This window comes from Rhizobium ecuadorense (assembly GCF_001187535.1).
GTDB lineage: Bacteria > Pseudomonadota > Alphaproteobacteria > Rhizobiales > Rhizobiaceae > Rhizobium > Rhizobium ecuadorense.
The window spans coordinates 1-24,936 of record NZ_LFIO01001780.1 but is presented as its reverse complement, the minus strand read 5'-3'; the positions used below and the strand labels follow the sequence as shown (position 1 = coordinate 24,936).

The window sequence follows — 24,936 nt, the reverse complement described above, 5'->3', positions numbered from 1 at the left end:
GCATGGCCAAACTGATCAGAAAACGCGAAACCCTGCTCTTTGCCATCATCGTGCTGATGATTGGCATCTTCTCGACGCGGGCGGCCGATTTCGCGACACCGGATAATCTCGCCGGCATTTTCAACGACACAGCGATCCTCATCATTCTGGGCCTTGCCCAGATGACGGTTATCCTGACGAAATCGATCGACCTCTCGGTTGCCGCCAACCTTGCCTTTACCGGCATGGCGATCGCGATGATGAACGCCGCCTTTCCGGGCCTGCCGCTGATCGTGCTGATCCTCGCCGCGGTCGTGATCGGCGCCGCCCTCGGCGCTATCAACGGCTTCCTCGTGTGGCGGCTGGAAATCCCGCCGATCGTCGTGACCCTCGGCACGCTCACCATCTATCGCGGCATGGCCTTCGTGCTCTCGGGCGGCGCCTGGGTGAACGCCCATCAGATGACGCCGACTTTCCTGGCTGTCCCCCGCACGCCGATCCTCGGCCTGCCGGTGCTGAGCTGGGTTGCGATCATCATCGTCGCGCTGATGTACATGCTGCTGCGCTACAGCCCGTTCGGCCGCTCGGCCTATGCGACCGGCGGCAATCCTACGGCTGCCGTCTATGCCGGCATCGATACCGGCCGGACGAAATTCCTGGCCTTCGTGCTCTCGGGCGCGCTCGCCGGCCTGGCGAGCTATCTCTGGGTGTCGCGTTATGCCGTCGCCTATGTCGATATCGCCAACGGCTTCGAGCTCGACAGCGTCGCGGCCTGCGTCATCGGCGGCATCTCGATTGCCGGCGGCGTCGGCTCGGTCGCCGGCACCGTGCTCGGCGCACTCTTCCTCGGCGTCATCAAGAATGCGCTGCCGGTAATCGGCATCTCACCCTTCACCCAGATGGCGATCTCCGGAACCGTCATCATTCTCGCCGTCGCCTTCAATGCCCGGCGCGAGCGCAACCGCGGCCGCATCATCCTGCGCGACCGCGCCGCAGCGGAGGTCGCAGTATGAGCATGATGTCTTCAACACCCGAAAAGCGCATCATTCCCGACCGGCTCGGCACCCCCTTCCGCCGCATCGCCGCGAGCTGGGAAGTCCTGCTCTTTGCCGTCGCCGTCCTGATCTTCGTCTTCAATTCCCTGGCATCGCCCTATTTCCTCGATGCCTGGAACCTCTCGGACGCCACTTTCAACTTCACCGAAAAGGCAATGATCGCCTTCGCCATGGCGCTGCTGGTCATCTCGGGCGAGATCGACCTCTCCGTCGCCGCGATTATCGCGCTAGCCTCTACGGCGATGGGGGCGGCAGCGCAGCTTGGCGTCGGCACGCCGGGCCTGGTATTGATCGGCATCGGCACCGGCCTTGCCTGCGGCACCTTTAACGGAGTGCTGGTCTCGGTGCTGAAACTGCCGTCGATCGTCGTCACCATTGGCACGATGAGCCTTTTCCGCGGCATTTCCTATATTGTGCTCGGCGACCAGGCCTATGGCAAATACCCTGCTGATTTCGCCTATTTCGGCCAGGGCTATGTCTTCTGGGTATTCTCCTTCGAATTCGTGCTGTTCTTCGTGCTGGCAATCGCCTTCGCCATCCTGCTGCATGCGACGAATTTCGGCCGGCAGGTCTATGCGATCGGCAACAATGATTTCGCCGCCCGCTTCTCCGGCATCCCGGTCGAGCGCGTCAAATTCATCCTCTTCCTGCTGACCGGCGTCATGAGCGGTGTTGCCGCCGTCTGCCTGACCTCGCGCCTCGGCTCGACCCGGCCGTCGATCGCGCAAGGCTGGGAGCTCGAAGTCGTCACCATGGTCGTGCTCGGCGGCATCTCGATCCTCGGCGGCTCCGGCACGATCGGCGGCGTCGTCATCGCCGCCTTCGTCATGGGCCTCGTCACCTTCGGCCTCGGCCTCTTGAACGTGCCCGGCATCGTCATGTCGATCTTCATTGGCCTGCTGCTGATTATCACTATCGCCATCCCGATCATCGCCCGTCGCATCAAGCTCATGAGCTCCCGATGACCTTGGAAAAACACGCCTTCAAGATGCAGCTCAATCCCGGCATGGAAGCCGAATACCGCAAGCGGCATGACGAAATCTGGCCGGAACTGGTCGATCTCCTGCACCAGTCGGGCGCCAGCGACTATTCCATTCATCTCGACCGCGACACCAACACGCTGTTCGGCGTGCTGACGCGGCCGGGCGACCACACGATGGCAAGCCTGCCGGAGCATCCCGTCATGAAAAAATGGTGGGCTCACATGGCCGATATCATGGCTGTAAATCCGGATAATTCGCCGGTTCAAAGCGACCTCGTCACCCTCTTCCATATGCCATGACCGCAACCTCCTATCGCCGCATCGCCGTTCTCGACATCGGCAAGACCAATGCCAAGGTCGTCGTGCTCGACAGTGGGACAGGCGCCGAGATCGCTGTCCTGAAACGGCCGAACATCACGATCAAGACCGGCCCCTACCCGCATTATGATATCGAAGCTCTGTGGTCCTTCGCCCTCGACGCGCTGAAGAGCCTTGCGCGGGAACCCGGCTTCGACGCCATCTCGATCACCACCCATGGCGCCGCAGCCGCGCTGCTCGACCGGGACGGTGCGCTCGCCATGCCCGTGATCGACTACGAGCATGAATACCCAGAAGCGATCCGCAATGCCTATACTGCCTTGCGTCCTTCCTTCGGCGAAACCTTCTCGCCGCACCTGGCGATGGGGCTCAATGTCGGCGCGCAGCTGCACTACCAGAAGAGCGCCTTTCCGGAAGACTTCGCTGGGGTCGCAACCATCCTCACCTATGCGCAATACTGGACGGCGCGGCTGACCGGTGTCGCCGTCAATGAACTGACCTCGCTCGGCTGCCATACCGACCTCTGGAACCCGAAAACATCAGACTATTCCTCGCTCGTCGACAAGCTCGGCATCCGCGATCTGATGGCGCCGATCCGGTCCGCCTTCGATGCGCTCGGCCCGGTCCTGCCCGAAATCGCCGCCGCGCTTGGCCTTGCCGCACCGGTGCCGGTCTATTGCGGCATTCACGATTCCAACGCCTCGCTGCTGCCGCATCTCGTCCATCGGCAGGCCCCTTTCGCCGTCGTCTCCACCGGCACCTGGGTCATCAATTTCGGCGTCGGCGGCGATCTCGATCATCTCGATCCGGGCCGCGATGCGCTCGCCAATGTCGATGCCTATGGTCGCGCCGTTCCCTCCTCGCGTTTCATGGGCGGGCGGGAATTCGAGATGCTTTCGGCCGAAATTGGTCCCGTCGATGAAAAAGCCGCCCAGGCGGTGATCGGCCCAGTCGTCGAAAAGGGCTTGATGCTGCTGCCCAATATTGCCCCCGGTTCCGGGCCCTTCCCCGGAAAGACCAGCCGCTGGATCGGCGCCGACGAGGCGAGCCGCGAGGAGCGTCATGCCGCCGCCTGCCTCTATCTCGCTTTGATGACCGATGCCTGCCTCGGACTGACCGGCGCCAAAGGCCCGGTTATCGTCGAGGGTCCCTTTGCGCTCAACGAGACCTATCTGAAGCTGCTTGCAGCGCTCATCGGCCGCGAGGTCCTGGCCCTTCCCGGCTCGACCGGCACAAGCCAGGGGGCTGCCCTTCTCACCGGCATCCGGCCGATATCCGGCGCCGAGACGCATGTTCCGCCGTCCGAGATCGAGGGGCTTTCCGTCTATCGCGATCGCTGGTACGCGGCGATGGAATAAGAGCTTTTCCAAAGACGGCCCAAGAACGGTCTTGCTCGCTCCTGCCTTGCGGTTAGTGTGCCCCTCGAAAACCAAGTCGAGGAGACAGCATGACAGAGGCATTCGATCCACGCGGGCTCGCAGCCAGGCTTCACAGCCTGCGCCAGGCCGGCAGGCAGGAAGAAACCGGCAGTTTCGCGCTGCCGGCCGATCTGCATCAGGCGATGGAGGCGCAGAATTTCCTGACCGCGGCCGACGGCATTTCCAGCAATGCCTGGAAAGTGACAGTCTCGCCTGAGGGTCAGGCGGTCACCGGTCCGCTGCATCCCTATGCCGAAGCCGCCTCAGGCGCGAGCATTCCCTGGTATGCCGGCCTGAAATTCGAAACCGAGATCGCCGTGCGCCTCGGCAAGGACCTGCAGATCCGCACCGGCTCTCCCTATAGCCGCGCCGAGGTCGTCGAGGCGATCTCCGCCGTCCATCTCGGCGCCGAGCTGCTGGTCAGCGCCGTCAAGGAAGGTGGCAGCGTCTCCTTTCTGCTGTTTATTTCAGACCGCCTCGGCAATAGCGGCTATGTGCTTGGCCCGAAGCTCGACAAAAGCGTGGTCGATACCGCCGGCGGCACGCCGCTCAAGGTTACCCATGCCGGCCGCACGATCTATGACGGCCCGGCGCAGCATCCGAAGGGCGACGTCCTCACCTGGCTTGTCGATTACGCCAATGACGGTCTGCGCCCCGAGACATCGCTGAAGGCAGGCGCGCTGATCACCACAGGCACGTTGAGCGGCGCGATCGAACTGACCGAACCCGGCGAGATCGATATCCTGTTCGGGGACAGCCGACTGCACTTTTCCGTGTCGAGGGTTTAATGTCCGAAGCGTAAGTTGACAATTCCGGTTTAGTTTTGCAGGGAAAGGGAGGGTTCACCCTCCCGAGCCCGTTCGCAGCGCCGAACCTGGAGCAGATCATGCCTTCGCCTTTCCTCGCCCTGTCGGGAATCGAATATGCCATCGGGCCGAAATCCATCCTGCATGGCATCGACTTGACGCTCGAGCAGGGCCGCATCTACGGTCTAGTGGGGCCGAACGGCTCCGGCAAAAGCACGCTTTTGAAGATCATCGCCCGCCAGGTCGCGCCGAAGTGCGGCGCCATCACCTTCAACGGCAAGCCGGCGGGTGATTGGGGTGCCCGCGAATTTGCCCGGCACCTCGCCTACATGCCGCAGTTCACGCCGGCGACCGACGGCATGACCGTGCGCGAACTGGTGGCGCTCGGCCGTTTTCCCTGGCACGGCACGCTCGGCCGCTTCACCGCGACCGATCGCAACAAGGTCGAGGAGGCGATCGTCCGCACCGAGCTCGAGAATTTTGCCGATCGCCTCGTCGCCAACATGTCCGGCGGCGAGCGTCAGCGCGCCTGGATCGCCATGATGCTCGCCCAGGACGCCCGCTGCCTGTTGCTGGACGAGCCGACGTCGGCGCTCGACCTCGCCCATCAGGCAAGCGTCCTCTCATTGGTGCAGGAGCTCAGCCACGAACGCGGGCTGACCGTCATCATCGTGCTGCACGACATCAATCTCGCCGCACGCTATTGCGATGCGATCGTCGCGCTCAACCGCGGCCGGATCACCGCCGAAGGCACGCCCGCCGAGATCATGCAGGCCGACACGCTGCATTCGATTTTCGGCGTCGGCATGGGCGTCTTTCCCCATCCGGTGCGCAACGAGCCGGTCAGCTATCTCCTATAGGTACCGCCTACGGCTTTTCGCGGAACATCTCGATGATGGCGGAAAAATCCCTGCCGCCGTTACCCTGCTTTTCGAAGAGCGCAAAAAGCTGGGCCGCTTCCGCACCCATCGGCGTCGACGCGCCGCTCGCCAGCGCCGCCTCCTGCGAAAGCCTCAGATCCTTCAGCATCAGTGCGGCGGCGAAACCGGGTTTGTAGCCGTTGTTGGCCGGCGAGGTCGGGACCGGTCCGGGCACCGGGCAATAGGTATTGATCGCCCAGCACTGGCCGGAGGAGGTCGAGGCGACGTCGAACAGCGCCTGGTGCGAGAGGCCGAGTTTTTCGGCGAGCACGAAGGCCTCGCAGACGCCGACCATCGAGATGCCGAGGATCATGTTGTTGCAGATCTTCGCCGCCTGGCCGGCGCCGGCTTCGCCGCAATGGACGATCTTTTTGCCCATCGCCTCAAGGATCGGTTTCGCCCTGGCGAAGGCCTCGTCCGAACCGCCCGCCATGAAGGTCAGGGTGCCGGCGGTCGCCCCGCCGGTGCCGCCGGAGACGGGCGCATCGAGCGACAGGCAGCTTGCGGCCTTGGCCATCTCATGCGCCTTGCGGCTGCTGTCGACATCGATTGTCGAGCAATCGATGACCAGCGTGTCCTGCGCGGCGGTCTGCAGAATATCGGTCCAGGCCGTCAGCACGTGCCGGCCCTGCGGCAGCATCGTGATGACGATTTCTGCGTCCTTGACCGCCTGGCTGGCATGGCTTGCCGGCTTGACGCCGCTCGCCTCGGCCGCCTTCAGCACGGGAGCGGCGAGATCGAAGCCAAGGACTTCGTGACCTGCTTTGACGAGATTGGCCGCCATCGGCCCGCCCATATTGCCAAGCCCGATGAATGCGATCCTTGCCATGGTCTTCTCCTATCGATTGTCTTCGAGGATCATCGCCGCCGCCTTTTCGGCGATCATGATCGTCGGCGAATTGGTGTTGCCCGAGGTGATCGACGGCATCACCGAAGCGTCGGCGATCCTGAGCTTGCCGAGCGCCCTGAGTTTCAGCCGCGGATCGACGACGCTGTCCCGGTCGGCGCCCATGCGGCAGGTACCCACCGGATGGAAAATCGTCGTGCCGATTTCGCCCGCCGCCCGCTCCAGATCGGCCTCGGTCCGATAGTCGGGCCCCGGCTTGAATTCCTCCGGCCGGAACCTCGCGAAGGAAGGCTGCGCGACGATCCTGCGCGTCAACCGTATCGAACGGACAGCTATGTCACGATCGCGCTGTGTCGAGAGATATTTCGGGCTGATCGTCGGCTGCGCGGCGAAATCCGGGCTCGACAGATGCACCGAGCCGCGGCTTTCCGGCCTCAGATTGCAGACACTCGCGGTGATCGCCGGGAAAGGATGGACGGGATCGCCGAACTTCTCCAGCGAGACCGGCTGCACGTGATATTGCAGGTCGGGCGTTTCCCGGTCCGGGCCGGAGCGGGTGAAGATGCCGAGTTGGCTCGGCGCCATCGCCATCGGTCCGGAGCGGCGAACGAGATATTCGAGCCCGATCGCCGCCTTGCCGATCAGCTTGGTCGCCTTCTCGTTCAGCGTCGGGACACCCGTCACCTTATAGGCGAGCCGCAGCTGCAGATGATCCTGCAGGTTTTCGCCCACACCCTTCACCTCGGTGACGACATCGACACCCGCCTGGCGGAGAACCTCGCCCTTGCCGATGCCGGAGAGTTCCAGAATATGCGGCGAGCCGATCGAACCGGCGGAAAGGATGGTTTCCTTGCCGGCATAGGCGCGTTTCGCCACGCCGCCATGCTGGAACTCGACGCCGGCAACCGCCCCCTCCTCCACCAGCAGCCGACGCACCTGCGCCTTGGTCAGAACGGTCAGGTTGGAGCGCTTCATCGCCGGGCGCAGGAAGGCCTTCGAGGTGTTCCAGCGAATGCCGGAACGCTGGTTGACGTCGAAATAGCCGGAGCCTTCGTTGCTGCCGCGGTTGAAATCCGCCGTCTCCGGAATGCCCGCTTCTCTCGCCGCCTGCTGGAAGGCATCGAGCACGGCCCAGCGCACCCGCGCCTTCTCGATGCGCCATTCGCCGCCGGCGCCATGCATCTCGTCTTCGCCGCGATAAAAATCCTCGGACCTGCGGAAGAAGGGCAGAACATCGTCCCAGCCCCAGCCGCTGCAGCCCATCTGCCGCCAGAGATCGTAATCGCGCGCCTGGCCGCGCATATAGATCATGCCGTTGATCGAGGAGGAGCCGCCGAGCACCTTGCCGCGCGGATAGCTGAGCGCCCGGCCGTTCAGTCCGGCTTCCGGCGCCGTGGTGAAACACCAGTCGGTGCGCGGATTGTTGATGCAATAGAGATAACCGACAGGGATATGGATCCAGTGGTAATTGTCGCTGCCGCCGGCCTCCAGCAGCAGCACCCGGCTCCTGCCATCGGCCGACAGCCGGTTGGCAAGCACGCAGCCGGCGCTGCCCGCCCCGATGATGATATAGTCGTATCGATCCATCTGCCCCACACGAAACTTCAGATGCTTGCCGCTTCCCCTCCCCGCGGACGGAAAGAGGTTCGCCCGTTCAGCGGCGATAGACGAAGCCCAGCTTCCGCCCCAGCCGCGAAGCGTAGAATTCGCCGATGATGCCGCGGCGGAAGATCAGCACGCAGACCATGAAGACGATGCCGGTGATGATCGTCACCGGGAATTCCGACGTCGCGAGGTAGTTTTCCAGCGCCACCACCAGCCCGGCGCCGAAGAGCGGGCCGATCAGCGTGCCGATGCCGCCGAGCAGCGTCATCAGGATCACCTCGCCCGACATCTGCCAGGCGACGTCAGTGAGCGTCGCGAACTGGAAGACGATCGATTTTACCGCGCCCGCGAGCCCGGCAAGGGCTGCCGACATGACGAAGGCGCCGAGCTTGTAGCGCGCCACGGAATAACCGAGCGAGATCGCCCGGTTTTCGTTCTCGCGGATCGATTTCAGGATCATGCCGAAGGGCGAATTGATGAAGCGCCAGATAATCAGCACCCCGATGATGAACACAGCAAGCACGAAATAATACATGTTGGTCGAACTGTTCAGATCGATGAAGCCGAAGAGATGGCCGCGGGGCACCGACTGGATGCCGTCCTCGCCTTCGGTAAACTTCGCCTGCAGGCAGAAAAAGAAGAACATCTGCGACAGCGCCAGCGTGATCATCGCGAAATAGATGCCCTGGCGGCGGATGGCGAAGAAACCCATCACCAGGCCGAGGAACGCCGCACCCGCCACGCCGATCAGGATGCCGAGCTCCGGCGGCAGGCCCCATTCCTTCACGGTATAGGCGGTGAAATAGGCCGCGCCCCCGAAGAAGGTGGCATGGCCGAAGGAGAGCAGGCCGGTGTAGCCGAGCAGCAGGTTGAAGGCGCAGGCGAAAAGCGCGAAGCAGAGCAGCTTCATCAGGAAGATCGGATAGAAGAAGAACGGCGCAAGCAGCAGGAGCAGCAGGCCGGCAAGCAGGAAACCGGCCTGGACCGAAAGGGCGGTCCGGCTTTTTTCCGTGCGGATGGTGTCGGTGATGTCAGCCATGTCAAGCATCCCGGCCGAAGAGGCCCGCGGGCCTGATGAGAAGCACGATCGCCATGATGACGAAGATCACGATGTTGGAAGCCTCGGGATAGAAGACCTTGGTCAGACCCTCGGCGATGCCGAGCACGTAACCGGTGATGATCGCGCCCATGATCGATCCCATGCCGCCGACGACGACCACGGCGAAGACGACGATGATCATGTTCGAGCCCATCAGCGGCGAGACCTGGTAGATCGGCGCCGCCAGCACGCCGGCAAAGGCGGCAAGACCGGCGCCGAGCGCGTAAGTCAGCGTCAAGAGCACCGGCACGTTGACGCCGAAGACCTGCACCAGCACGGCATTTTCGGTGGCGGCCCGCAGATAGGCGCCGAGCTTGGTCTTCTCAATCAGCAGCCATGTGCCGAGGCAGACGACCAGCGACACGACGACCACCCAGCCGCGATAGATCGGCAGGAACATGAAGCCGAGGTTCGCTCCGCCCGCAAGAGCCGCTGGCGTCGCATAGGGCTGGCCGGACGAGCCGTAGAGATAACGGAAGGTCCCTTCGACCGCGAGCGCCAGGCCGAAGGTGAAGAGCAGGCCGTAAAGCGGATCGAGATCGTAGAGCCGGCGCAGGAACAGTCGCTCGATGATCGCCCCGGCAAACCCGACGATGACGGGCGCCAGGATCAGCGACGGCCAGTAGCCGATGCCGGCATAGGTGAGCAGCAGATAGGCGGCGAAGGCGCCGAGCATATATTGCGCACCGTGAGCGAAGTTGATCACTCGGAGCAAGCCGAAAATGATGGCGAGGCCGAGGCTGAGCAGCGCATAGAACGAACCGTTGATCAGGCCGATCAACAGCTGGCCGAGCAGCGCCTGCAGGGGAATGCCAAAGATCATCGTCATCTGGTCATACTCCCAGAACCTTGTGCAGCGTATCCATGCGCTGCGGCAGTTCGCCGACCGGGAATTCCGACACCATCTGCCCATGATCCATCAGATAGAAGCGATCGGCAATACGGCTGGCGAAGCGGAAGTTCTGCTCGACGAGCAGGATCGTCATGCCGCGTCCCTTCAGCGTCTGCAGCACCTCGCCGATGCGCTGGACGATAACAGGGGCAAGCCCCTCCGTCGGTTCGTCGAGAATGAGCAGCCGGACGCCGGTGCGCAGGATCCGGGCGATCGCCAGCATCTGCTGCTCGCCGCCTGAGAGTTTGGTGCCCGGGCTGCCGCGGCGCTCGTAGAGATTGGGGAAGAGTTCGTAGATCTCATCGAGCGTCATGCCGCCCTTCGCCACCACAGGCGGCAGCAGCAGGTTTTCCGACACGGTCAGCGTCGAGAAGATGCCGCGCTCCTCCGGCACGAAGCCGATGCCGCGATGCGCCGTCTTGTGCAGCGGCACCTGCATCATGTCGCTGCCGGCAAAGCTGATCCTGCCCTTGCGGGCCCGCACGATGCCAGTGATGGTGCGCAATGTCGTCGTCTTGCCGACGCCGTTGCGGCCGAGAATGGTGATCGTCTCGCCTTCGCCCACGCGCATGTCGACGCCGTGCAGAATATGGCTTTCGCCGTACCAGGCGTTCAGTCCCTGGACTTCGAGGAGAGCGGCCATCAATGCTCCTCCGTGCCCATATAGGCGACGCGCACGCGCTCGTCCTGGCTGACGGTGGCGTAGTCGCCCTCGGCGAGGATCTCGCCGCGCTGCAGCACGGTGACATGCTGGCAGATATTGGCGACGACGGAGAGATTGTGCTCGACCATCAGCACCGCCCGGTCACGGGCGACATCGCGGATGATCGCCGAGACGACGCCGACATCCTCAAGCCCCATGCCGGCCATCGGCTCGTCTAGCAGCAGCACTTTCGGATCCAGCGCCAGCGTCGTGGCGATCTCCAGCACCCGCTTGCGGCCATAGGAAAGATCGGCGGCGATATGATCGCGCTCCTTGGAAAGCCCGACGCTGGCGAGCAGCTGCTCGGCGCGCTCGTTCAGCCGGTCGAGCGCCGAGAGCGGCCGCCAGAACTGGGTGGAAAGATTGTTCGGCCGCTGCAGCGCCACGCGCACATTGTCGAGAACGCTCAAATGCGGGAAGACCGCCGAGATCTGGAAGGAGCGCACCAGCCCCATGCGCGCCACCCTGTCGGGCGGCGTTCCGGTGATGTCGGTGCCCATCAGGGTGATCGTGCCTGCCGTCGGCTGCAGGAACTTGGTCAGCAGGTTGAAGACGGTCGTCTTGCCGGCGCCGTTTGGGCCGATCAGCGCATGCACGCTGGCGTCATGCACGTCGAGATCGACGTTCTTGACGGCGGTGAAGCCGCCGAAATCGCGGCGCAGGCCGCGGGCGGATAAAACCACCCGCGGCTTCGCCTGAGTTTCAATCGCGGAAACCGCCATCGCGCTCACTTCACCAGATCGCAACCGCTCTTGGCGGGATCGATATAGGCTTCCTTGCCGGGAATGGTGGCGAGAACGTTGAAGTAATCCCACGGCTCCTTGCTGTCGGCCGGTTTCTTGACCTGAAGCAGATACATGTCGTGGATCATGCGGCCATTGGCGCCGACCGTGCCGCCGCGGCCGAAGACGTCATCAACAGGCATTTCATGCAGCTGTTTGGCGACGGCTTCCGTCTCGTCGGTGCCGGCCTTCTGCACCGCCTTCAGATATTGCGTCACCGCCGAATAGGTGCCGGTATGGATCATGTTCGGCATCTTGCCGGTGCGGGCGAAGAATTTCTTGGCGAAGGCGCGGCTTTCGTCATCGCGGTTCCAGTAATAGCCTTCGGTCAGCGTCAGCCCCTGCGCCGCCTCGAGACCGAGGCCATGCACTTCGGCGAGCGTGAAGAGCAGCGCCGCCAGATGCTGGCCGCCCTGGGTGATGCCGAATTCGGCCGCCTGCTTGATGGCGTTCGAGGTATCGAGGCCGGCATTGGCGAGACCGATCACCTTGGCGCCTGAGGATTGCGCCTGCAGCAGGAAGGACGAGAAGTCCTGGGTCGACAGCGGATGGCGGACCGCGCCGACAACCGTGCCGCCGCTCGCCTTGACATAGTCGCTGGTCTGCTGCTCCAGCGAATAGCCGAAGGCATAGTCGGCGGTCAGGAAGAACCAGCTGTCGCCGCCCTGCTTGACGAGGGCGCCGCCGGTGCCGACGGCGAGCGCATGGGTGTCGTAAGCCCAGTGGAAGCCGTAGGGCGAGCAGGCCTTGCCGGTGAGATCGGTCGTCGCAGCGCCGGTGACGATATCGATCTTCTTCTTTTCCTTGGCGATCGCCTGCACGGCGAGCGCCACCGAAGAGGTCGTCAGTTCCATGATCGCATCCACCTGCTCGGTGTCATACCACTGGCGGGCGATGTTGGAAGCGATATCCGGCTTGTTCTGGTGGTCGGCATCGACGATCTCGATCGGCACATCAAGCACCTTGCCGCCGAAATCCTCGACCGCCATCTTGGCAGCCTCGACGGAGGACTTGCCGCCGAAATCGGCATAGACGCCCGACTGGTCGTTCAGGATGCCGATCTTGACCTTGCCGTCGGTCGCACTCTGCGCGAGCACCGCCGTGCTGCTTGCCAGCAGAAATGCAACTGATGCAATGAGATTCTTACGCATATTCTCTCCTCCCAGAGATGAGCCAGATTGCGGTTCTGTTCAGATTTGGCCAGCCGCACTCTTCAGAACGACGGACCCTCTCCTTACGATCACGGAAATTCCGCGTTGAAGCAACGGGTGGTTTACAACTAATTCCAAACAGTATCTGTTCATTTTTGAACAGATGGGGATCGCCATGAACAATCCGCCGCAGTTTACTTGGGACGACCTTCAATTTTTTCTAGCCGTCGCCCGCACCGGACAGCTGTCGACGGCGGCCCGGCAGCTGCGCTCCAGCCATGCCACCGTTTCGCGGCGCATCGATCGGCTGGAATTCACCCTCAAGGTCAAGCTTTTCGAGCGCAATCCGCGCGGCTATGTGCTGACCGCCATGGGCACGCGCTTCGTCGAGACAGCCGAGCGGATGGAGCAGGAGACCGAGCGGCTGCGCGCCGACCTCGCCGACGGCTCGATGGCGCAGCGCGGCCTGGTGCGCCTGAGCGCGCCGGAGGGTTTTGCCAATTTCTTCTTCGCGACCGTGCTGCACCGGTTTGCCGCCCAGCATCCGCATCTGTCGCTCGAGCTGGTGACGATCCAGCAGATCATGTCACTGTCGCGCAAGGAGGCCGATCTTTCCGTCGTGCTCGACGAGCCGAAGGGCGGGCCCTATTTCGCCGAGAAGCTGACCGACTATCATCTGCAGATCTACGGCTCGCGCGACTATCTGGCAAAGGCGCCCGCGATCACCCGGCGCGAGGACCTGCTTGAGCATCCCTTCGTCAGCTATATCGAGGAGATGATTTTCGCGCCGGGCCTGGATTATCTCAGCGATGTGCATCCGCGCATCAAGCCGCAGTTCCAGAGTTCCAGCATCTTCGCGCAGCTGACCGCCACCCGAAACGGCCTCGGCCTCTGCATCCTGCCCTATTTTTTCGCCAGCCGTTATCCCGAGCTGGTGCGGGTGCTGCCCGCGGAGATCGACCTCAAGCGCCAGTACTGGATCACCTGCCACCGCGACCTGAAACAGGCGCCGCGCGTGCGCGCCGTCATCGACTTCCTGCGCGAGGCCGTGCGCGGCGAGGATGCGCGCTTCGTGCCGCCCTATGTCACGCCAGCCGGCCCGGCGCGCCGATCGGAAGCGGAAATCTGACTATTGGAGAAATTCGGCCCGGTGTGGGGTGAAGGTATCGATCAGCCGTCCCCTTTCCAGCGCCTTGACACCGTGGACCAGATTGGGCGGCACGATGAAGCTGCCGCCCTGGCGCAGCACCTCGGTCCGCCCGTCGATCGTCACTTCGAAGCTGCCCTCGGCGACATAACTTGCCTGAATGTGCGGATGCGAATGGGCCGCACCGACCGCACCGCTTTCGAAAGCCACTTCCACCATCATCATCTCGGGCAGATAGGTCATGATGCGCCTGGTAACGCCGGGCTCGGGATTGACCCATTCGGCGCCTTCGGCCGATACGAACAGATCGCTTGACGACATTTCCGTCTCCTCATTCCAGAATCGATCGCCGGCAAAGTGGAGCATGGCAGCGCTTTTGAAAAGGTGGCGCGCCCGGTCTTTTCGAGAGGGCCGCCTTCTGTTGACGCGGTCGGCTGGCGGGTCTATGCGACCTTGAGCGAGGCAAGCCTGAAGTCTAGGGTGAGGAGACGCCGACATGCAGCATACGCGCGAGGTTTTCGACTGGGCCGACCCGTTCCGCCTGGTGGAGCAGCTGACCGACGAAGAGCGCATGGTGCAGGATACGGCCCATGCCTATGCGCAGGAGAAGCTTGCGCCCCGCGTTCTCGACGCCTTCCGCAATGAAAAGACCGATCCCGAAATCTTCCGCGAAATGGGCGAACTCGGCCTGCTCGGCCCGACGATCTCGCCTGATTACGGCGGCGCCGGCCTCGGTTACACCGCCTATGGCCTGATCGCCCGTGAGGTCGAGCGGGTCGACAGCGGTTATCGTTCGATGATGAGCGTGCAGTCGTCGCTGGTCATGGTGCCGATCGACACATTCGGGTCTGAGGCGCAGAAGCTGAAATACCTGCCGAAACTTGCAACCGGCGAGTGGATCGGCTGCTTCGGCCTCACCGAACCCGATCACGGCTCCGATCCCGGCTCGATGGCGACACGCGCCAGGAAGGTCGACGGCGGCTACAGCCTGACCGGCTCGAAGACCTGGATCTCGAACGCGCCGATCGCCGATGTCTTCGTCGTCTGGGCCAAGACCGAGGATGGGCTCATCCGCGGCTTCATCCTCGAAAAGGGCTGGAAAGGGCTTTCGGCCCCCGCCATCCACGGCAAGGTGGGATTGCGCGCCTCGATCACCGGTGAAGTGGTGATGGACGGGGTCTTCGTGCCCGAGGAAAATCTTCTGCCCAATGTTACCGGTCTCAAGGGGCCGTTCACCTGCCTCAACTCCGCCCGCTTCGGCATCGCCTGGGGCGCGCTGGGGGCCGCCGAGGATTGTTATGCCAGGGCACGGCAATATACGCTGGAGCGCAAGCAGTTCGGCCGGCCGCTCGCCGCCAACCAACTGATCCAGAAGAAGCTCGCCGACATGGCGGCGGAGATCTCGCTCGGCCTGCAGGGCTGCCTGCGGCTCGGCCGCATGAAGGAGGAAGGCCATCCGCCCGTGGAGCTAACCTCGATCCTCAAGCGCAACAGCTGCGGCAAGGCGCTGGAGATTGCGCGCGCCGCCCGCGACATGCTCGGCGGCAACGGCATCTCCGACGAATTCGGCATCGCCCGCCATCTCGTCAACCTCGAAGTGGTCAACACCTATGAGGGCACGCACGACATCCATGCGCTGATCATCGGCCGGGCGATCACCGGCATCGCCGCCTTTGCCAACTAAACCGTCGGTTCGGCAGAGCGAATTGCCACGCGCCTGACAATGTGCAACCTTCCCGATGCGGCACAAAGCCGGCAATGAGGGGATCGCGCATGTTTCTGCTTCTTGCATTGCTGATCGGTGTCATCTCCGGCCTTCGCACCATGACGGCGCCGGCCGCCGTCGCCTGGGGCGCGGCGCTTGGCTGGTTCGATGTCTCGCAGACGCCGCTTGCCTTCATGGGTTACCGCTGGACGCCGTGGATCTTCACGATCCTCGCGGTCACCGAGCTGGTCACCGACCAGCTGCCGTCGACGCCGTCGCGCAAGGTGCCGATGCAGTTTGCCGCCCGTATCGTCTCGGGGGCGCTGTCGGGTGCTGCGATCGGAGCCGCCAGCGGCCTGCTCTTCGGCGGGCTGATCGCCGGCGTGATCGGCGCCGTGATCGGCACCTATGGCGGGGCGGCCGTCCGCAGCCGGCTTGCCGGCTCCTTCGGCAGGGACCTGCCGGCCGCTCTCATCGAGGATGCCGTCGCCGTCATCGGCGCGGTGCTGATCGTGGGGGCCGTGTCATGAAGAGCTTCGACGCCATCGTCATCGGCGCCGGCCAGGCCGGCCCGTCGCTTGCCGCCCGCATGGTCGACAAGGGCATGAAAGTGGCGCTGATCGAGCGCAAGTTCCTCGGCGGCACCTGCGTCAATGCCGGCTGCATGCCGACGAAGACGCTGGTCGCCAGCGCTCGCGCTGCCCATGTCGCCAGAAGCGGTGCCGCCTACGGCGTCAAAATCGCCGGCGAGATCGCCATCGACATGAAGGTGGTCAGAGCCCGGGCCGAAACGGTGACGATGAATGCCCGCAACGGCCTGATCGGCTGGCTGACCGGCATGGCCGGCATGAGCGTGATCTACGGCCATGCCCGTTTCGAAGGCCCGAACACCATCAGCGTCAACGGCGAGACGCTGACAGCGCCGCGCATCTTCCTCAATGTCGGGGCGCGGCCGGTCATCCCCGCGCTGCCCGGTATCGATGATATCGATTACCTCACCAGCACCTCGATCATTCATCTCGACACGCTGCCGCGGCATCTGGCGGTGATCGGCGGCAGCTATATCGGCCTGGAATTCGCGCAGATGTATCGCCGCTTCGGCGCCGAAGTCAGCGTCATCGAACACGGGCCGAAGCTCGCATCGCGCGAGGACGAGGATATATCCGATGCGATCGCCGAGATCCTGCGTTCGGAAGGCATCGGCGTCCATACCGACGCCGATAACATCGCCTTCGCCAGCAACGGCAACGGCGTGAGCGTTACCGCCGGCTCGGCGACGATCGATGCGAGCCATGTGCTGATTGCCACCGGCCGCAAGCCGAATACCGACGATCTCGGCCTCGATGCCGCCGGCGTCGCCACCGACAAACGCGGCTTCATCATGGTCGACGACAGGCTCGCCACCAATGTCGAGGGCATCTGGGCGCTCGGCGACTGCAACGGCCACGGCGCCTTCACCCACACCTCCTACAATGATTTCGAGATCGCCGCCGCCAACCTGCTCGACGGCGACGACCGCAAAGTTTCGAGCCGCATCCCGGCCTATGCGCTCTATATCGACCCGCCCCTCGGCCGCGTCGGCATGACGGAGAAGCAGGCGCGGGAATCGGGACGCAGGATCATGGTCTCGACCCGGCCGATGAGCCGCGTTGGCCGCGCCAACGAGCGCGGCGAGGCCAAGGGCTTCATGAAGGTGATTGCCGACGCCGAGACCAAACAGATCCTCGGCGCGGCGATATTGGGCATCGAGGGCGACGAGGTGATCCATGGGCTTATCGACGCGATGAATGCGGGCACGACCTATCCGGCCTTGCAATGGTCGGTGCCGATCCATCCGACAGTGTCGGAGCTGATCCCGACGCTGCTCGGCGATCTGAAGCCGGTTCAGCTTTGAGCTGACGCTTCGGGAACAGTTGGGGGCGGGCCGCGATGTCTATCGAACTGCTGATCGAAAATTACGGCCTGCTGGCGATCTTTCTGGGCGCCGCCTTCGAAGGCGAGACAGCCGCCTTCCTCGGCGGCGTGATTTCCCACCGCGGACTGCTGTCCTATTGGTCGGCGTCGCTCGCGGCCACGGCCGGATCTTTCGCCGGCGATCAATTGTGGTTCCTCGCCGGTCGTTACGCCTCCCGCTGGAGCCTCGTCCGGCGGCTGATGGAAAAGCCGGCGCTCGCCCGCGTTACCGAACTTCTGGAAAAATATCCGACAGGCTTCATCCTTGCCTTTCGTTTCCTTGTCGGGTTGCGGACGATCAGCCCTGTCGTCATCGGAACGACGCGGATACCGACCGGAAAATTCGTCGTCTTGAACGCCGCAGCCGCGCTGGTGTGGGGACAGCTTTTCACCGCGCTCGGCTATTTGTTCGGGCACGGCATCGAGCAGATATTGGGCCACCTTTCCCTTCACCGGCATCTGCTGGTGGCCATCGGCGCCGCGGCTGTCGTCGCGGCCGCGGCCCTTGCCTTTCGCAAGATGAGACCGAGCGCCGGGCATTCATAGAAGTGGCGCGGCGCCCTACTCCATCACGATCTGCAGCTTGACGTCGCTCGGCCGCGCCTCGACGGCGCGGTCGAAGGCCTTGATCGAATCCGCGAATGTGAAGGTCTCCGATATCAGCGGCTTCAGATCGACGCGGCCAGATGCCAAGAGCGCGATCGAGCGCTCATATTGATGTGCGTAGCGGAACACCGTCTCGATGCGGATTTCCTTGGTCGAAGCCGTGGAGACGTCGAAACCAATCGGGTTGACCGGCAGGCCGACGGCGACGATGACGCCGCCCGGGCGCGGCAGCGCCATGATCGTCTCCCAGGCCTTCGGCGAACCGGAGCATTCGAAGACGACATCGGCACCCCAGCCGTCCGTCAGCCGGCCGACCTCTTCGCTCAAGTTCTTTTCGCGGATATTGACCGGGATGACGCCCTGATATTGCGCGGCGATATCGAGCTTCGGCTGGGCGAGATCGGCGACGATCGCCCGGGCGCAGCCGCCGGCAAGGGCGGCGATCGCCACCATCGTGCCGATCGGCCCGGCGCCGAGGACGACGGCGGTATCACCAGGCGCAATCTTCGCTTTACCAGCCGCCTGCATGCCGACGGCGAAGGGCTCGACCATGGCGCCTTCGGCAAAACTGACATTGTCGGGCAGCTTGAAAGTATAATTGGCGGGATGCACGACCTCAGGCGTCAGCACGCCGTGGATCGGCGGCGTCGCCCAGAAGGTCACCGCGGGATCGATATTATACATGCCGAGCCGGCTTGCCTTAGAATTCGGATCGGGAATGCCGGGCTCCATGCAGACGCGATCGCCGACTTTCAAATGCGTCACACCTGTCCCGACTTCGACCACCGTGCCCGCCGCCTCATGGCCGAGCACCATCGGCGCGTTGACGATGAAGGGACCGATCTTTCCATGCGTGTAATAATGGACATCGGAACCGCAGACACCGACCGTGTGGATCCTGATTTTCACCTCGCCGGGGCCGGTTTCGAGCGGCAGATCGATATCGCGAAGCGCAAGCTCATGCTGGCGCTCTAGCACCAGCGCACGGACTTTGGTCATGATCGGTTTCCTCCCTATTGCCCCGCGGTTCATCGCGTGCCGTTGAAGCGACTATAAGACTGTAAGGGGCGGCAATTCAATCGTTGAGATCAAGCTTTTGCTCAACATGCGATGAATTGCCCATATTCTATAATCCGAAAGATTTGCCTTCCAAGACCTCTGTATGATTCCAGCAGAGGCCGCCGGGGAGTACATTCTCCATTCGAGATCCCGGCCATGAGGACAGGCAGAGAGCGATGAAGAACCATCATGATAATGCCGGCGGAAATCGGTCCTACGGCCCGACGAAATCAAGCTCATTACGGCAATTCTGGCGCAGGCTTGTGGATCTGATCGCCGCGCTGCCGAAAGGTCCCCGGCCGCGGCCGGCGCGCGTTATCGCAAAAACTAGGGATCGAAATCCTCCGCCACAGCGTTAATAATAATGCGTCGGCATGACGTCACGGAAGCATGATGGCTCCGGGCACATGCGGGTCGGCACGATAGGGAAGACCATCATGAAGTCGATCGCGTCATTCTGTCTGTTCGTCTCCCTTCTCTTCATCGCAAGTGAGGCGTCTGCGGCCCTGGAACAAGCCTCTCTTCCGCCGCAGGAGCAGGAAGAAAGGCTGGCGCCGGCCAACCTCGAGCTCACCTTCACCGGCCCTGTCGATCTTGCCCGCTCGACGGCCGTGCTGCTGGATGCCCAGGGTATGGCGGTTCCCACGGGCAAGCCGTTTCTCTCCGGCCCCGAGGGATCGATCTTCAAGATTCCGCTCGATCCTGCCATGGCGCCCGGCTTCTACACCATAGACTGGCGCGTCCTCTCGATGGACGGTCGCAGCGCCGAAGGCCAATACCGGTTCCGGATCGATCCTTAGAGCATGTCGCGCAAAAGTGTGCAGCGGTTTTCCCAGGCAAAGCGCGAAGCAGTTTTGCCAGGCAAAGCGCGAAGCGCTTTTGCCGCAACGACATGCTTAAAAACCAAGGGCTCGCTGCAAAGCATTTATAAGATTTTTATATTGACGGCTCCTTGCCCGTCTCGAACCTTTATGCCCTTCGGCTCCATATTCATGGCCGAGAGATCGAACGATCATCTCCACGCCAGAAAGCATGAAAGGCGCCCCTCCCGGGTCGCGCCCTTTGTCTTGTCTGACTCCAACGAGAACAACCGGAGTCACGATCATGATGGATATCATTCTGCTGGGCACCGCGATCCTATTTTTCGCGCTGTGCTTTGCCTACACCAAAGCCTGCGACAGGCTTTGACGGAGAAACGACGATGACCCTCGACTACGTCTTGAGCGGTGCCGTGACCGTGTTTCTCACCGTCTACCTCACCTACGCTCTGCTTCGCCCGGAACGCTTCTGAAGAGAACCGGCGCTTGCGAGGTCGCGCATGCGCGACCGGAAAGCAGCCGGGTATTGAAAGTTTACCTCCATGACCCTCAACGGATGGCTTCAGATCCTGCTTTATTGCGGGATCGTCCTCGTGCTCGTCAAACCGCTCGGCGGTTACATGACGCGTGTCTTCAGCGGCGAGCGCACATTCCTCTCACCCGTCCTCGTTCCGATCGAACGCGGACTTTACCGCATGGCCGGCACCGGCGAGCGCGAGGAGCAGCATTGGACCTCTTATGCTTTCGCCATGCTGCTCTTCAACCTTCTTGGCGTCGTCGTGCTTTATGCGCTGCAGCGCCTGCAGGGCATCCTTCCCTATAATCCAGCCGGCATGGCGGCCGTCCCGCCGGAGCTTTCGTTCAACACCGCCGTCAGTTTCGTCAGCAATACCAACTGGCAGAACTACGGCGGCGAAAGCACCATGTCCTATCTCACCCAGATGGCCGGCTTCACCGTCCAGAACTTCGTCTCCGCCGCGACCGGCATGGCCATCGCACTCGCCTTCATCCGCGCCTTCGCGCGCACCTCGGGCAAGGCCATCGGCAATTTCTGGGTCGATATGACGAGGGCGACCTTCTATGTGCTGCTGCCGATCTCGATCGTGCTGACGCTGATCTATGTCTATCTCGGCGTGCCGCAGACGCTCGGCCCTTATGTCAACGCGACGACGCTCGAAGGCGCGCAGCAGACGATCGCCGTCGGCCCCGTCGCCTCGCAGCTTGCGATCAAGATGCTCGGCACCAATGGCGGCGGCTTCTTCAATGCCAATTCGGCCCATCCGTTCGAAAACCCCGATGCGATCTCCAACCTCATCCAGATGATCTCGATCTTCGCGATCGGCGCAGCGCTGACCAACGTCTTCGGCCGCATGGTCGGCAACCAGCGCCAGGGCTGGGCGATCCTCGCCACGATGGGTGTGCTGTTCCTCGCCGGCGTCAGCGTCACCTATTGGGCGGAAGCGGCCGGCAATCCGCTGATGCATGCCTTCGGTCTTGGCGGCAGTAATATGGAGGGCAAGGAAGTCCGCTTCGGCGTCGCCCTTTCCTCGCTTTTTGCCGTTATCACCACCGCCGCCTCCTGCGGCGCGGTCAACGCCATGCACGGCAGCTTCACCGCGCTCGGCGGCCTCATTCCGCTGATCAACATGCAACTCGGCGAAGTCATCGTCGGCGGGGTCGGCGCCGGCTTTTACGGCATCCTGCTGTTCATCATCGTCGCCGTCTTCGTCGCCGGCCTGATGGTCGGCCGCACGCCGGAATATCTCGGCAAGAAGATCGAGGCGAAGGAAATGAAGATGGCTGTCCTCGCCATCCTCTGCCTGCCGCTCGCCATGCTGGTTTTCACCGCGATCGCCACGGTGCTGCCGTCGGCCGTCGCCTCGGTCAGCACCGCCGGCCCGCACGGTTTCTCCGAAATCCTCTATGCCTATACCTCGGCTGCGGCCAATAACGGCTCGGCGTTCGGCGGCCTGACGGGCAATACGCCCTGGTACAATGTGACGCTTGGCATCGGCATGCTCGCCGGCCGCTTCCTGGTCATCATCCCGGCGCTGGCCATCGCCGGCTCGCTGATCGCCAAGAAGACGATCCCGGCCTCGGCAGGCACGTTCCCGACGGACGGCCCGCTCTTCGTCGGCCTGCTCGTCGGCACGATCCTGATCGTCGGCGGCCTGACTTTCTTCCCGGCGCTGGCCCTCGGCCCCGTCGTCGAACACCTGGTCGCGATTGCCGGACAAACCTTCTGAGGCGATGCCCGACCCTGCATCGCCGGGGTCCTTCGCCATCCTCGTTTCAAGCTGGAGTCTCTTATGAGCCAGGCAAAATCCGCGAGCATCGTCGATTCTCGCATCCTCATTCCGGCAGCGGGCGCCGCCTTTAAAAAGCTCGATCCGCGCGCGCTCGCCCGAAACCCGGTCATGTTCGTGGTGGCCACGGTCTCGGTGCTGACCACCGTGCTTTTCCTGCGCGACCTCGTCGCCGGCAACAGCAATCTCGGCTTCTCCTTCCAGATCAATCTCTGGCTCTGGTTCACCGTGCTGTTTGCCAATTTCGCCGAAGCCGTCGCCGAAGGCCGTGGCAAGGCGCAGGCGGATTCGCTGCGCAAGGCGCGCACGGAAACCCAGGCCAAACTGCTGACCGCCAACAATGGCAGCGACTATCGCATGGTGGCGGGCACCAGCCTGAAGGTCGGCGACATCGTGCTCGTCGAAGCCGGCGACATCATCCCGTCGGACGGTGAAGTCGTCGAAGGGGTCGCCTCGGTCAACGAGGCGGCGATAACAGGCGAATCCGCCCCGGTCATCCGCGAATCCGGCGGCGACCGCTCAGCAGTCACCGGCGGCACCCAGGTGCTGTCCGACTGGATCCGCGTGCGCATCACCGCGGCGGCCGGCTCGACCTTCATCGACCGGATGATCGCGCTGGTCGAAGGTGCGGAGCGCCAGAAGACGCCGAACGAGATCGCGCTCAACATATTGCTGGCCGGCATGACGCTGATCTTCGTGCTCGCCACCGCGACGATCCCGAGCTTTGCCATCTATGCCGGCGGCTCGATCCCGATCATCGTGCTCGTCGCCCTCTTCGTCACCCTGATCCCGACGACGATCGGCGCGCTGCTGTCGGCGATCGGCATTGCCGGCATGGACCGTCTCGTCCGCTTCAACGTGCTCGCCATGTCCGGCCGCGCCGTCGAGGCCGCCGGCGACGTCGACACGCTGCTGCTCGACAAGACAGGCACGATCACCCTCGGCAACCGCCAGGCGACGAGTTTCCGGCCGGTGCGCGGCGTTTCCGAACAGGATCTCGCCGATGCCGCCCAACTCGCCTCGCTGGCCGACGAAACGCCTGAGGGACGCTCCATCGTCGTGCTCGCCAAGGAGAAATATGCGATCCGCGGCCGCGACATGGCGAGCCTCAAGGCGACCTTCGTGCCCTTCACCGCCCAGAGCCGCATGAGCGGCGTCGATCTCGAAGGCGCCTCGATCCGCAAGGGCGCGGTCGACGCCGTGCTGACCTATGTCAATGGCGACGCGCCTTCGAAGAACGGCAGCGAGGTCGTGCGCGAACTGCAGTCGATCGCCGACGAGGTCGCCAAATCGGGCGGCACGCCGCTCGCCGTCGCCCGCGACGGCCGGCTGCTCGGCATCATCCAGCTGAAGGACATCGTCAAGGGCGGCATCCGCGAGCGCTTCACGGAGCTGCGCCGCATGGGCATCCGCACCGTGATGATCACAGGCGACAACCCGCTGACGGCAGCGGCCATCGCCGCCGAGGCCGGCGTCGACGATTTCCTCGCCCAGGCAACGCCGGAGATGAAACTGGCGCTGATGCGCGAGGAACAGGCCAAGGGCAAGCTCGTCGCCATGTGCGGCGACGGCACCAACGATGCGCCTGCCCTTGCCCAGGCTGATGTCGGCGTCGCCATGAACACCGGCACGGTCGCCGCCCGCGAGGCCGGCAACATGGTCGATCTCGACTCGGATCCGACCAAGCTCATCGAGATCGTCGAGATAGGCAAGCAGCTGCTGATGACGCGCGGCGCGCTGACCACCTTTTCGATCGCCAACGACATCGCCAAATACTTCGCCATCATCCCGGCGATGTTCCTGACCTTCTACCCGCAGCTCGGCGTGCTGAATGTCATGGGGCTTTCGACGCCGCAAAGCGCCATCCTCTCGGCGATCATCTTCAACGCACTGATCATCGTCGCGCTGATCCCGCTGTCGCTGAAGGGTGTGCGCTACCGCCCGATCGGCGCCGGCGCGCTTCTGTCGCGCAACCTGCTGATCTACGGCCTCGGCGGCATCATCGTCCCCTTCGTCGGCATCAAGGCGATCGATCTGGCCGTCGCAGCCCTCGGCCTCGCTTAAAGGAGTAGGAATAATGTTTAGAGAACTTCGCCCGGCCGTCGTCATGATCGTTGCCACCACCGCCATCACCGGGCTTCTTTATCCACTCGCCATGACCGGTGCTGCCCAGGCCCTCTTCCCCGCCCAAGCGAACGGCAGCCTCATCGAGAAGAACGGCCAGGTGATCGGCTCGGCGCTGATCGGCCAGGCATTTACGTCAGACAAATATTTCCACGGCCGTCCCTCGGCGGCCGGCGACGGCTACAATGCGGCCGCCTCCAGCGGCTCCAACCTCGGCCCGACCAGCCAGAAACTGATCGACCGCGTCAAGGGCGACTACGAGGTCGCCAAGGCGACGAACCCGAATACGCAAGTGCCCGCCGACCTCGTCACCGCGTCGGGCAGCGGCCTCGATCCCGATATTTCGCCCGAGGCCGCCTACTTCCAGGTGGCCCGTGTCGCCAAGGCGCGGAACCTGGATGAAGCCAAGGTCAAGGCGCTGGTCGACGGCGCCGTCCAGGCCCGCGAACTCGGCCTCCTCGGCGAACCCACAGTCAATGTTCTGGCGTTGAATCAGAGGCTTGATGCTTCTATGACTGAGTGAGTTTGGGCAAGCGAGGGGCAGTTTGATAAAGCATCCGACGCTGTCTGCCATATACGCCGGGGAGAGTTAGGCGCGAAAGCCAACCCCACTCTCCGTCATCCTCGGGCTTGACCCGAGGATCCATGCCGCGGCCGCTGG

25 protein-coding genes are annotated in these 24,936 nt (G+C 63.3%); 16 read left to right on the top strand and 9 right to left on the bottom strand.

Features of this window, described 5'->3' with window-relative positions:
- Positions 1-2 precede the first annotated feature (2 nt).
- The 6 genes from AF337_RS35475 to AF337_RS35450 all read left to right on the top strand — a co-directional run bounded on the left by AF337_RS35475 (position 3) and on the right by AF337_RS35450 (position 5,418).
- On the top strand, positions 3-992 hold the full coding sequence (locus AF337_RS35475) for an ABC transporter permease (protein ID WP_049735845.1): 990 nt from the start codon (positions 3-5) through the stop codon (positions 990-992).
- Positions 989-1,999 (top strand): ABC transporter permease, encoded by a 1,011-nt coding sequence (locus AF337_RS35470; RefSeq protein ID WP_049735743.1) that lies wholly within the window; start codon positions 989-991, stop codon positions 1,997-1,999. The genes AF337_RS35475 and AF337_RS35470 overlap by 4 nt, the downstream gene beginning before the upstream one ends.
- Positions 1,996-2,316 (top strand): L-rhamnose mutarotase, encoded by a 321-nt coding sequence (gene rhaM / locus AF337_RS35465; protein WP_049735742.1) that lies wholly within the window; start codon positions 1,996-1,998, stop codon positions 2,314-2,316. Before AF337_RS35470 ends, rhaM begins: the two co-directional genes overlap by 4 nt.
- A complete protein-coding gene (locus tag AF337_RS35460; RefSeq protein ID WP_049735741.1) occupies positions 2,313-3,692 on the top strand; it encodes an FGGY-family carbohydrate kinase in 1,380 nt (459 codons plus the stop codon). Before rhaM ends, AF337_RS35460 begins: the two co-directional genes overlap by 4 nt.
- Positions 3,693-3,781: 89 nt before the next feature.
- Positions 3,782-4,540: a fumarylacetoacetate hydrolase family protein gene (locus AF337_RS35455; protein ID WP_049735740.1), complete on the top strand. Its 759-nt coding sequence runs from the start codon at positions 3,782-3,784 to the stop codon at positions 4,538-4,540.
- Positions 4,541-4,638: 98 nt separating this feature from the next.
- Positions 4,639-5,418, top strand: a complete 780-nt coding sequence (locus AF337_RS35450; protein ID WP_049735739.1) for an ABC transporter ATP-binding protein — start codon at positions 4,639-4,641, stop codon at positions 5,416-5,418.
- 7 nt (positions 5,419-5,425) lie between these two features.
- Here the strand turns inward: AF337_RS35450 and mmsB are convergent, their stop codons facing one another.
- The 7 genes from mmsB to AF337_RS35415 all read right to left on the bottom strand — a co-directional run bounded on the left by mmsB (position 5,426) and on the right by AF337_RS35415 (position 12,557).
- Positions 5,426-6,307, bottom strand: a complete 882-nt coding sequence (mmsB, locus tag AF337_RS35445; RefSeq protein WP_049735738.1) for a 3-hydroxyisobutyrate dehydrogenase — start codon at positions 6,305-6,307, stop codon at positions 5,426-5,428.
- A gap of 9 nt (positions 6,308-6,316) precedes the next feature.
- The gene (locus AF337_RS35440; protein ID WP_049735737.1) at positions 6,317-7,912 is read right to left on the bottom strand and encodes a GMC family oxidoreductase; all 1,596 of its coding nucleotides are present in this window, start codon (positions 7,910-7,912) and stop codon (positions 6,317-6,319) included.
- A gap of 67 nt (positions 7,913-7,979) precedes the next feature.
- Positions 7,980-8,969 (bottom strand): branched-chain amino acid ABC transporter permease, encoded by a 990-nt coding sequence (locus tag AF337_RS35435; RefSeq protein ID WP_049735736.1) that lies wholly within the window; start codon positions 8,967-8,969, stop codon positions 7,980-7,982.
- A 1-nt stretch (position 8,970) separates the two neighbouring features.
- Positions 8,971-9,858, bottom strand: coding sequence for a branched-chain amino acid ABC transporter permease (locus AF337_RS35430; protein WP_049735735.1), 888 nt, complete (start codon positions 9,856-9,858; stop codon positions 8,971-8,973).
- Positions 9,859-9,862: 4 nt separating this feature from the next.
- Positions 9,863-10,564, bottom strand: coding sequence for an ABC transporter ATP-binding protein (locus AF337_RS35425; RefSeq protein WP_049735734.1), 702 nt, complete (start codon positions 10,562-10,564; stop codon positions 9,863-9,865).
- A complete protein-coding gene (locus tag AF337_RS35420; protein ID WP_049735733.1) occupies positions 10,564-11,346 on the bottom strand; it encodes an ABC transporter ATP-binding protein in 783 nt (260 codons plus the stop codon). The genes AF337_RS35425 and AF337_RS35420 overlap by 1 nt, the downstream gene beginning before the upstream one ends.
- A 5-nt stretch (positions 11,347-11,351) precedes the next feature.
- Positions 11,352-12,557, bottom strand: coding sequence for an ABC transporter substrate-binding protein (locus AF337_RS35415; protein ID WP_049735732.1), 1,206 nt, complete (start codon positions 12,555-12,557; stop codon positions 11,352-11,354).
- A gap of 175 nt (positions 12,558-12,732) precedes the next feature.
- On the opposite strand from AF337_RS35415, the gene AF337_RS35410 reads away from it, so the two are divergent.
- Positions 12,733-13,686: a LysR family transcriptional regulator gene (locus tag AF337_RS35410; protein WP_049735844.1), complete on the top strand. Its 954-nt coding sequence runs from the start codon at positions 12,733-12,735 to the stop codon at positions 13,684-13,686.
- Here AF337_RS35410 and AF337_RS35405 read toward each other — a convergent pair whose 3' ends face one another.
- Positions 13,687-14,025, bottom strand: a complete 339-nt coding sequence (locus AF337_RS35405) for a cupin domain-containing protein (protein WP_049735843.1) — start codon at positions 14,023-14,025, stop codon at positions 13,687-13,689.
- A 175-nt stretch (positions 14,026-14,200) separates the two neighbouring features.
- Between AF337_RS35405 and AF337_RS35400 the strand changes: the two genes are divergently transcribed.
- The 4 genes from AF337_RS35400 (at position 14,201) to AF337_RS35385 (ending at position 17,908) form a co-directional block, all read left to right on the top strand.
- Positions 14,201-15,388, top strand: a complete 1,188-nt coding sequence (locus AF337_RS35400; protein ID WP_049735731.1) for an acyl-CoA dehydrogenase — start codon at positions 14,201-14,203, stop codon at positions 15,386-15,388.
- Positions 15,389-15,477: 89 nt separating this feature from the next.
- The gene (locus AF337_RS35395) at positions 15,478-15,939 is read left to right on the top strand and encodes a hypothetical protein (protein WP_049735730.1); all 462 of its coding nucleotides are present in this window, start codon (positions 15,478-15,480) and stop codon (positions 15,937-15,939) included.
- Positions 15,936-17,303 (top strand): FAD-containing oxidoreductase, encoded by a 1,368-nt coding sequence (locus AF337_RS35390; RefSeq protein ID WP_049735729.1) that lies wholly within the window; start codon positions 15,936-15,938, stop codon positions 17,301-17,303. Before AF337_RS35395 ends, AF337_RS35390 begins: the two co-directional genes overlap by 4 nt.
- A gap of 35 nt (positions 17,304-17,338) precedes the next feature.
- Positions 17,339-17,908, top strand: a complete 570-nt coding sequence (locus tag AF337_RS35385; RefSeq protein WP_049735728.1) for a DedA family protein — start codon at positions 17,339-17,341, stop codon at positions 17,906-17,908.
- Positions 17,909-17,923: 15 nt separating this feature from the next.
- Here AF337_RS35385 and AF337_RS35380 read toward each other — a convergent pair whose 3' ends face one another.
- Positions 17,924-18,967, bottom strand: coding sequence for an NAD(P)-dependent alcohol dehydrogenase (locus tag AF337_RS35380; protein WP_049735727.1), 1,044 nt, complete (start codon positions 18,965-18,967; stop codon positions 17,924-17,926).
- Positions 18,968-19,464: 497 nt separating this feature from the next.
- Here AF337_RS35380 and AF337_RS35375 point away from each other — a divergent pair, with 497 nt between their 5' ends.
- From AF337_RS35375 to kdpC, 5 genes are all read left to right on the top strand, one after another.
- On the top strand, positions 19,465-19,827 hold the full coding sequence (locus AF337_RS35375) for a copper resistance CopC family protein (RefSeq protein ID WP_049735726.1): 363 nt from the start codon (positions 19,465-19,467) through the stop codon (positions 19,825-19,827).
- A gap of 401 nt (positions 19,828-20,228) precedes the next feature.
- Positions 20,229-20,318: a K(+)-transporting ATPase subunit F gene (locus AF337_RS35370; protein ID WP_003547774.1), complete on the top strand. Its 90-nt coding sequence runs from the start codon at positions 20,229-20,231 to the stop codon at positions 20,316-20,318.
- Positions 20,319-20,387: 69 nt separating this feature from the next.
- A complete protein-coding gene (gene kdpA / locus AF337_RS35365; RefSeq protein ID WP_049735725.1) occupies positions 20,388-22,091 on the top strand; it encodes a potassium-transporting ATPase subunit KdpA in 1,704 nt (567 codons plus the stop codon).
- A gap of 63 nt (positions 22,092-22,154) precedes the next feature.
- Positions 22,155-24,215, top strand: coding sequence for a potassium-transporting ATPase subunit KdpB (gene kdpB, locus AF337_RS35360; RefSeq protein ID WP_049735724.1), 2,061 nt, complete (start codon positions 22,155-22,157; stop codon positions 24,213-24,215).
- Positions 24,216-24,228: 13 nt separating this feature from the next.
- Positions 24,229-24,798, top strand: coding sequence for a potassium-transporting ATPase subunit KdpC (kdpC, locus tag AF337_RS35355; RefSeq protein ID WP_049735723.1), 570 nt, complete (start codon positions 24,229-24,231; stop codon positions 24,796-24,798).
- Positions 24,799-24,936: the final 138 nt, after the last annotated feature.

Excerpts from the sequence above, each read along its gene's own strand:
- AF337_RS35475 (WP_049735845.1), top strand. The coding sequence starts at position 3 with ATGGCCAAACTGATCAGAAAACGCGAAACCCTGCTCTTTGCCATCATC.
- AF337_RS35470 (WP_049735743.1), top strand. The coding sequence starts at position 989 with ATGAGCATGATGTCTTCAACACCCGAAAAGCGCATCATTCCCGACCGG.
- rhaM (WP_049735742.1), top strand. The coding sequence starts at position 1,996 with ATGACCTTGGAAAAACACGCCTTCAAGATGCAGCTCAATCCCGGCATG.
- AF337_RS35460 (WP_049735741.1), top strand. The coding sequence starts at position 2,313 with ATGACCGCAACCTCCTATCGCCGCATCGCCGTTCTCGACATCGGCAAG.
- AF337_RS35455 (WP_049735740.1), top strand. The coding sequence starts at position 3,782 with ATGACAGAGGCATTCGATCCACGCGGGCTCGCAGCCAGGCTTCACAGC.
- AF337_RS35450 (WP_049735739.1), top strand. The coding sequence starts at position 4,639 with ATGCCTTCGCCTTTCCTCGCCCTGTCGGGAATCGAATATGCCATCGGG.
- mmsB (WP_049735738.1), bottom strand. The coding sequence starts at position 6,307 with ATGGCAAGGATCGCATTCATCGGGCTTGGCAATATGGGCGGGCCGATG.
- AF337_RS35440 (WP_049735737.1), bottom strand. The coding sequence starts at position 7,912 with ATGGATCGATACGACTATATCATCATCGGGGCGGGCAGCGCCGGCTGC.
- AF337_RS35435 (WP_049735736.1), bottom strand. The coding sequence starts at position 8,969 with ATGGCTGACATCACCGACACCATCCGCACGGAAAAAAGCCGGACCGCC.
- AF337_RS35430 (WP_049735735.1), bottom strand. The coding sequence starts at position 9,858 with ATGACGATGATCTTTGGCATTCCCCTGCAGGCGCTGCTCGGCCAGCTG.
- AF337_RS35425 (WP_049735734.1), bottom strand. The coding sequence starts at position 10,564 with ATGGCCGCTCTCCTCGAAGTCCAGGGACTGAACGCCTGGTACGGCGAA.
- AF337_RS35420 (WP_049735733.1), bottom strand. The coding sequence starts at position 11,346 with ATGGCGGTTTCCGCGATTGAAACTCAGGCGAAGCCGCGGGTGGTTTTA.
- AF337_RS35415 (WP_049735732.1), bottom strand. The coding sequence starts at position 12,557 with ATGCGTAAGAATCTCATTGCATCAGTTGCATTTCTGCTGGCAAGCAGC.
- AF337_RS35410 (WP_049735844.1), top strand. The coding sequence starts at position 12,733 with ATGAACAATCCGCCGCAGTTTACTTGGGACGACCTTCAATTTTTTCTA.
- AF337_RS35405 (WP_049735843.1), bottom strand. The coding sequence starts at position 14,025 with ATGTCGTCAAGCGATCTGTTCGTATCGGCCGAAGGCGCCGAATGGGTC.
- AF337_RS35400 (WP_049735731.1), top strand. The coding sequence starts at position 14,201 with ATGCAGCATACGCGCGAGGTTTTCGACTGGGCCGACCCGTTCCGCCTG.
- AF337_RS35395 (WP_049735730.1), top strand. The coding sequence starts at position 15,478 with ATGTTTCTGCTTCTTGCATTGCTGATCGGTGTCATCTCCGGCCTTCGC.
- AF337_RS35390 (WP_049735729.1), top strand. The coding sequence starts at position 15,936 with ATGAAGAGCTTCGACGCCATCGTCATCGGCGCCGGCCAGGCCGGCCCG.
- AF337_RS35385 (WP_049735728.1), top strand. The coding sequence starts at position 17,339 with ATGTCTATCGAACTGCTGATCGAAAATTACGGCCTGCTGGCGATCTTT.
- AF337_RS35380 (WP_049735727.1), bottom strand. The coding sequence starts at position 18,967 with ATGACCAAAGTCCGTGCGCTGGTGCTAGAGCGCCAGCATGAGCTTGCG.
- AF337_RS35375 (WP_049735726.1), top strand. The coding sequence starts at position 19,465 with ATGAAGTCGATCGCGTCATTCTGTCTGTTCGTCTCCCTTCTCTTCATC.
- AF337_RS35370 (WP_003547774.1), top strand. The coding sequence starts at position 20,229 with ATGACCCTCGACTACGTCTTGAGCGGTGCCGTGACCGTGTTTCTCACC.
- kdpA (WP_049735725.1), top strand. The coding sequence starts at position 20,388 with ATGACCCTCAACGGATGGCTTCAGATCCTGCTTTATTGCGGGATCGTC.
- kdpB (WP_049735724.1), top strand. The coding sequence starts at position 22,155 with ATGAGCCAGGCAAAATCCGCGAGCATCGTCGATTCTCGCATCCTCATT.
- kdpC (WP_049735723.1), top strand. The coding sequence starts at position 24,229 with ATGTTTAGAGAACTTCGCCCGGCCGTCGTCATGATCGTTGCCACCACC.